The sequence below is a fragment of the Janibacter sp. LM genome (assembly GCF_039631275.1).
Lineage (GTDB): Bacteria > Actinomycetota > Actinomycetes > Actinomycetales > Dermatophilaceae > Janibacter > Janibacter terrae.
This window is the reverse complement of record NZ_JBDIVG010000040.1, coordinates 1-5,265: the sequence shown is the minus strand read 5'-3', so window position 1 is coordinate 5,265 and position 5,265 is coordinate 1. Positions and strand designations below refer to the sequence as shown.

Sequence of the window (5,265 nt, the reverse complement as noted above, 5' to 3'; positions counted from 1 at the left end):
CGGTCACGAGCGGACCGGGGTCACCTCGGCAGCTCGCCCGCAGAGACCTCCCGGCCGCTCGCCTGCCAGCCGGTCGTCCCGCCCGCGACGGAGTAGGCCTCGATGCCGGCTCGCCGCAGCGCGTCAGCAGCTGACGCGCTGCGGCCGCCGGTGGCGCACACGACGTAGACGGCGCCACCTGCAGGGAGCTCGTCGAGCGCGCCCTCGAGCGACCCCAGCGGGACGGGGCGGGCTCCGGGGACGTGTCCGCTGGCGTACTCGTCCGGCTCGCGCACGTCGAGGACGGTGGCGCCAGCCGCGAGCGCGGTGGCGAAGGTCTCCAGGTCGACCTCCCGAGGCAGGTCGAGCAGCTCGCGCTGCCGGGCGACCTCCTGCCGGATGTCGGTCATGTCCAGACCCTTGATCCCCTCGATGACCTGCTCCAGGGCGGTGGCGGGCAGGGCTCCCGGCTGCGAGAAGACGAGGATCCCCTCGCGGAAGCCCATGAGGGTGGGGATCGAGCTGATGCCCGCGGCGCCGGCGATCTCCTGCTCGGCCTCCGTGTCGAGCTTGCCGAAGACGACGTCCGGGTGCTGCTCGGAGGCCGCCTCGTAGACGGGCGCGAACGAGCGGCACGGGCCACACCAGGCCGCCCAGTAGTCGACGAGCACGATGTCGTTGTCGAGGATGGTCGATTCGAAGTCGCTGCGGGTCAGGTCCTTGGTCGTCATGAGCTCATCCTATCAATACCCTGGGGGGTATCGTGTCAGCCACGCCCCAAGGGCGGTGCGGGTGCCGATGCAGACTGAGGGCCGGCGCATCGACCCGGGCGGCCCCCTTCGCTAGCCTCGGGGCACGTGGACCGACCGCGGGAGAGAGGCACCAGATGAGCACCCGGACACCCGACCCCGATGCGGGAGACCTGCCCGACGACGTCCCCGAGGCCGATGCCCTCGACCAGCAGAGGCCGGTCGGCACGGACGACGAGGTGGGCGTGGACCTGCCCGACGAGCCGGTTGGTCAGGTCCAGGACGCCGACCCGGCCGATGTCTGGGAGCAGTCGCAGATGATCCCGGACGGTGAGGACGAGCGAGACCAGGGGTGAGCCAGATGGGACCGCGAGAGGGAGGTTCCTCCCGTTACGTAGCGTCACGCACCGTGCATCTCGACATCAGTGTCGAGATGCAGCGCAGATTGCACTCGACACGCGGCCTACTTTGCACAGACCGGGCCTGAGCGTGGTGGGAGTGCAATGTATGCGCCGCCTGCTTGCTGGGGCGCCATCAGGCACAGGGGTCAGGTCCCCCGTAGCACTTCTGGCCTCAGTTGCCGGAGCGCGACCAGCGAGGCTGACGACTGAGCGACGATGAGGGCGGCTACGAGGAGCAGCAATACGCCCCAGGGTGGGTTGACGCTGGTCCCAGTTAGACGAAAGAGCATCACCGCGACGGTCAGCATGGTCACGAGGCTGGCTCCTACGATGGCGAGAGCAGTGATCACCCATTGGGTGATGAGCTGCACTCTGCGGACGACTCCACCGTCGGCTCCGACAGCGACTATCCGTCCGAACTGGCGGCGTAGCGACGCAGTGCGAGCGTGCGAAGAGATCGCCGTGATACCAAGCATGAGGATCGCCAACAGGGCCGCGCTTGCGATGAGAACCGCCGGCGCGAGTAATTGGCGAGGTGCGTGGTGCCGCTGAAGAAGACTTTGGTCAAGGCCCCCCTCACGGACAGCCGCTACCGCACGGTCAGCGGCATCAGTCGTCACGTGTGCGTAAACGGTGCCTCCTGATCGCAACTTCACCCCCTGGGCTCGGGCAGGCTCAGCGAGCATCACAGCACCCGTCTGAGTAGCCCACTCCTCGGTGGGCTGATAGGCGGCGGTCTTCACGGGTGGCGACGGCATGCGGCCGTTGATCTGGAGATCGGCGCCGGGTTCCCACACCAACGCCCCGCCTTGCTCGAGAGTCGACTTCTGTCCGGCCGAGAGCGGTGCGCCCCACACTGTCTCGACATCATCAACCGTGGACACAGCGATGACAGAGGCGTTCTTGCCAGGCCCGACTTCGTACCAGGTGTTGTCCGTGACGAAGAGCTTGCTGGAGGCAACTCCCGAGGACGTATCCAACGCTCCGGCCACCGTCTTGCTCACCGCGGATGGGGCCGGGGCGGCAAGCCCCCCTTCGCCCGCGACCAAGATCTGACCCGGACCGACAGGCGCGAGAGTCTCCGCACGAGCCGACGACCCCGACGTGGTCAGGAGTACCGCGGTGGTGAGAGGGAGGGCAAGGACGACCATCGTCAAGACGATCTCTGTTGTCACCGCGCGATCAGCCCGCAACAGTCGCGACGCCAGTCGCCAGTGGGGTGTCGGTCGCTCGACCTTGCGAGCGACGACCGAGACGATTTCCGGGGTCACCAGTGCGATGGCAATCAGGGTGAACGCGCCGACGACCATGGCGTGAGCTGCACTGCTGGTCCAGGCCGCGACGACCACCGCCGCGCACGCCAGAGCCAGGGCCGCCCACCGTCTGATGGCCGGGTTCGCCCTGCGCGAGGCCCCGACTCCGGTGCGTGGCGGCCGCAACTGGAGCATGCCCGCAGCCAAACCAATCAACGCGCTGACGGCCATCACCGCTACCGGCCCCAGCAGCCCAGGAAATGGGGCTAGCGCACGGTCATTCCAGCTCTCGGCAACGGGCCGCGCTAGGTGACCCAGCCCCCAACCCAGGAGGTATCCCGCGAGCACGCCCAAAGTCACGACCACGAGGAACGCGGACGAAACCATCCCCAGGGCAGTGCTCCGTTGTCCCCCGACCTCAAGGACGCGCCGAACGAAGGCCCGCTGACGCGCTCTGCCAGCGCCAACACCGAGGGCCACCGCGAGCATCGGGACAAGCAGGGCAGGGACGACAAAGGCGAAGGGCGATGCATTGATCCAGCTCTCCTCTGCGGTAACGCTGGTGGCACGGTCCGTTTGGGCGGACACCTGCTGCTTCCGGAACTCTGCGACGAGCGTCCGCGCCTCCTTCTGAGAAGTCAGGACGGACGCCGATGCGACCAGGCCGGCGCGCGCGGTCCGCGCCTCAGGGGGCAACGACTCCCACGTACCCGGCCCCGCCAAGATGAACGCACCGTCGCTGTAGGCGTCGTCCGCGACTCCCACCACGCGGACGTCGACCGTGTCTGACAACAAGGAAAGTGCGTCGTCGGCCGCGGAGGCGAGATCCTGGCTAACGACCACTTCTCCGGCGCTCGTGGGCCAATGACCAGAGACCACGTTGAATCCGAAGGGCGCTGCCGACCAATCCGATTCCTGATAGCGCACACGCTTGTCCGGGTCATCGGACACACGCACGCTCGCCGAGTGCAGGACCACAGGAGCGCCGTTGGCGCTTTCGCGGATAGTCCGCAGCGATCGGTTCGCCCCTGGCTCGATCGGAGCATTCACTCGCACGACCGCCTCCCGGTCGGAGAAGTCCCGTTGAAGGACCTGCTCTCGCGACAGGCCCCAGGACGTCACAACCACATAGCTGACCAGGATCAGCACGGTGGCGACGACCACTCCCGCTCCGGGACGCCAAACCCAACTTGCACGCAACAATCGGGGTAGCAACCTCAGTGAGCGATTGAGCTCACCCATCGATCAGCCTGCCGTCGACCATCTCCAGAACGCGGGAGGCCGACGCCCGAGCCACGGCGTCGTGGCTGGAGAGGATGACGGTCTGGCCCTGTGCGCTCAGGTCCGCAAGCAGGTCGAAGAGCGCCGCGGAGTTGGCCGAGTCCAGGGCTCCCGTGGGCTCGTCTGCGACCAACACATCTCGTTCACCGACCAGGGCGCGGGCGACCCCCACGCGCTGCTGCTGGCCTCCGGACAACTCTCTGGGAAACCGTTCTCCGTATCCCCCCATCCCAACTCGCTCCAGCCACATCTCTACTTCTGCGGCTCTGTCTTTCGGGACGGTATCCCCGCGCAGGTCGAGGGGGAATGACACATTCTCCGAGACAGTGAGCTCTTCGATGAGGTTGTCGTGCTGGAACACCACTCCGACATGCCGCAAGCGAAGGGACGCCAGCTCGTTGTTCGACGCGTCGCTCACATCAGCACCCGCGACACGAATCTGCCCAGACGTAGGGCGGTCCAGACCTGCGATGAGGTTTAGCAGCGTCGACTTCCCCGACCCACTCGCCCCGAACAAGCAGACAAACTCGCCCGTGCGGGCGCTGAACGAAACTTCGTCCACCGCCCGCACGGTCTCTACTTGCGTCGAGAAGTGCCGAGACACGTCCGACATCTCCACCAAAGCGTCAGCGATGATCAACACCCAGCGGCTGTAGATGTGGACGAGACCTCATCGCTGTTCCACGGCGCGACGTTGCCGTCGCTATCTCCACGGGTAAAGGTCATGCAGTCCCCTCCGTAGTTCCACTCTGCATAACCCCGGGCGTTCTGGGTGCTTCGGTTGGCCCAAGAATCAAGCTCATTGTTCGCATCCCCTTGGTGGTTCGCCAACGGCAGACCCGAGTTACGTTCAATGATGAGCCAATTGTAGTCGTTGTTGCCCCACCCGCAGACGCGAGTAGAATCGCATTGTGCGAAAGAGGCCTGCGCGGCCCCTTGCGAAGCAAGTGTCATGGTCCCCAAAATGGCAGCGGCTACACACATTCTTTTGATGCTGTTTCTCATGGACTTCCCCTACGATGTGGGCGCCGATCGGCACCTGCGGTAAGGATGGCAGAACAGAGGTCAACACTTGGTAAATGTTCAGTAAGTAGACTGCCAGCGAATCGTCACCGGTCAAGCCCCGGGTAGTGGTGTAGCGCCTGCGTGTTCCTTCTGGTGGTTCAGGCGGTCAATGCGGGCAGGTTGTCGCCTCCGGTCTCGGGGTCGAGGGCGGGCACGATGTTGACGCGGCAGCGGGCGAGGACCTCGAGGCCGAGGTAGCGCCGACCTTCGGCCCATTCATCGGTTTGCTCGGCCAGGACCGCCCCGACCAGGCGCACGATCGCGGCCCGGTTGGGGAAGATGCCCACGGAGTCGGTACGGCGTCGGATCTCGCGGTTGAGGCGTTCGGCGGGGTTGTTCGACCAGATCTGGGTCCACACGTCTTTGGGGAAGGCGGTGAACGCCAAGATGTCCGCGCGGGCTGAGTCGAGGTGCTCGTGGACCTCGGGCAGTTTGCCGTCGACGTACTCCAGCAGCCGCTCGAACTGCGCCTGGACGGCGTCCTTGTCGGGTTGGTCGTACACCGAGTGCAACATCGCCTTCACGGCCGGCCACATG

The 5,265-nt window shown here is 66.1% G+C and carries 5 protein-coding genes and 1 pseudogene; 1 reads left to right on the top strand and 5 read right to left on the bottom strand.

Features of this window, described 5'->3' with window-relative positions:
- Positions 1-20 precede the first annotated feature (20 nt).
- Positions 21-323: a rhodanese-like domain-containing protein gene (locus tag ABC138_RS16450; RefSeq protein ID WP_255218349.1), complete on the bottom strand. Its 303-nt coding sequence runs from the start codon at positions 321-323 to the stop codon at positions 21-23.
- Positions 324-356: 33 nt separating this feature from the next.
- Positions 357-710 (bottom strand): annotated as a pseudogene (trxA, locus tag ABC138_RS16445) (thioredoxin); the annotation flags it as partial.
- A 155-nt stretch (positions 711-865) separates the two neighbouring features.
- Here trxA and ABC138_RS16440 point away from each other — a divergent pair.
- Entirely contained in the window at positions 866-1,084 is a 219-nt protein-coding gene (locus ABC138_RS16440) for a hypothetical protein (protein ID WP_068327945.1), read from the top strand.
- A 191-nt stretch (positions 1,085-1,275) separates the two neighbouring features.
- On the opposite strand, the gene ABC138_RS16435 is transcribed toward ABC138_RS16440, so the two are convergent.
- From ABC138_RS16435 to ABC138_RS16425, 3 genes are all read right to left on the bottom strand, one after another.
- Positions 1,276-3,546 (bottom strand): hypothetical protein, encoded by a 2,271-nt coding sequence (locus ABC138_RS16435; protein WP_345914351.1) that lies wholly within the window; start codon positions 3,544-3,546, stop codon positions 1,276-1,278.
- 70 nt (positions 3,547-3,616) lie between these two features.
- Positions 3,617-4,306, bottom strand: coding sequence for an ABC transporter ATP-binding protein (locus ABC138_RS16430; RefSeq protein ID WP_218005605.1), 690 nt, complete (start codon positions 4,304-4,306; stop codon positions 3,617-3,619).
- Between the two features lie 520 nt (positions 4,307-4,826).
- Positions 4,827-5,265, bottom strand: a 439-nt coding sequence (locus ABC138_RS16425; RefSeq protein WP_345914350.1) for a transposase, incomplete at its 5' end; no start/stop codon positions are given.

Coding starts and splice junctions, on each gene's coding strand:
- ABC138_RS16440 (WP_068327945.1), top strand. CDS start 866: ATGAGCACCCGGACACCCGACCCCGATGCGGGAGACCTGCCCGACGAC.